Annotated in this window: 2 protein-coding genes; both read left to right on the forward strand. The window is 32.9% G+C overall.

Going from position 1 to position 1,015, the window contains the following annotated elements; translation table 11 throughout:
- Nucleotides 1-218 precede the first annotated feature (218 nt).
- Nucleotides 219-533: a hypothetical protein gene (locus tag Ctaglu_RS24770; protein WP_125006725.1), complete on the forward strand. Its 315-nt coding sequence runs from the start codon at nucleotides 219-221 to the stop codon at nucleotides 531-533.
- 1 nt (nucleotide 534) lies between these two features.
- Nucleotides 535-1,015, forward strand: a 481-nt coding sequence (locus Ctaglu_RS24775) for an N-acetylmuramoyl-L-alanine amidase (protein ID WP_148097614.1), incomplete at its 3' end; no start/stop codon positions are given.

The following is a 1,015-nucleotide window of genomic DNA, read 5'->3' on the forward strand; positions in this document are numbered from 1 at the left end:
TTAATAATTGGAGGTACTTATACATTTGAGCAAGTCCCAAAATTATTCAATTTAAGAGAAATGGTAGGAGAAGTATTAAAAGATATGGGAGCAATAAAAGAACCAGTTGCTACGACGTAGGAAAATAATGCGACGTAACTATAAAATAAAATAATAAAGTAATGGGCACCTGAGAGGGTGTCTTTTTCAATGTAAAAAAATGAACGGAGGCTTAAAACATGAGCGAAAACTGCATAGACTGCATCCAAATTAAAAATGTAAAAGAAGATATTTTAGAAGTAAAAACAAAAATTGATAAACTAGAAACTGAAATAAATAATGTAAAAGAAAGAGCTGGCAGAAATGAGGAACAAACTAAGATGGTATTTAAAATTCTTTCTGAAATAAAAACAAGTATAGAAAAAATATCGACTAAAATGGATGTTATTGAAGCAAAACCCAACGTGCTGCTTGAAAAAGTTGCAGTTGGTGTTATAACCGCGGTTGTAATGCTAGTAATAAGCTTGGCATTAAGATATAAAGGAGTGATGTAATATGAATATTGGAGTAAATGACGGTCATACAATCAAGGGGTTTGGTTCAGGAGCAGTAGGCATAATATCAGAGGGAGAACATACAAGGCTAGTTGGTGCAGAAGTAAGAAGGTTAATTAAAGCATATGGCCATAACGCAATAAATTGTACAGTCGATTATGCAAATTCCGTAAATCAAAGTTTATCTTTAATTATGGATCAAGCAAATAGACAAGATTTGGATTGGTTTATATCTATACATTTTAATGCTGGTGGCGGAGAAGGTGTAGAAGTCTACACGTATGAGGGCAGGCAATATCAAGATGCAATAGACGTATGTAATAACATTTCTAAATTAGGATTTAAAAACAGAGGAATAAAAGATGGTAAAGGTCTTTATGTAGTCAGAAGAACTAAAGCAAAATCTATGTTGATAGAGGTATGCTTCATTGATACGGCAGATGCTAACCATTACTTAAGCGTAGGGTATAAAGCTATTGCTA

It is taken from the genome of Clostridium tagluense (assembly GCF_003865095.1).
GTDB lineage: Bacteria > Bacillota > Clostridia > Clostridiales > Clostridiaceae > Clostridium_AD > Clostridium_AD tagluense.

Coding starts and splice junctions, on each gene's coding strand:
- Ctaglu_RS24770 (WP_125006725.1), top strand. CDS start 219: ATGAGCGAAAACTGCATAGACTGCATCCAAATTAAAAATGTAAAAGAA.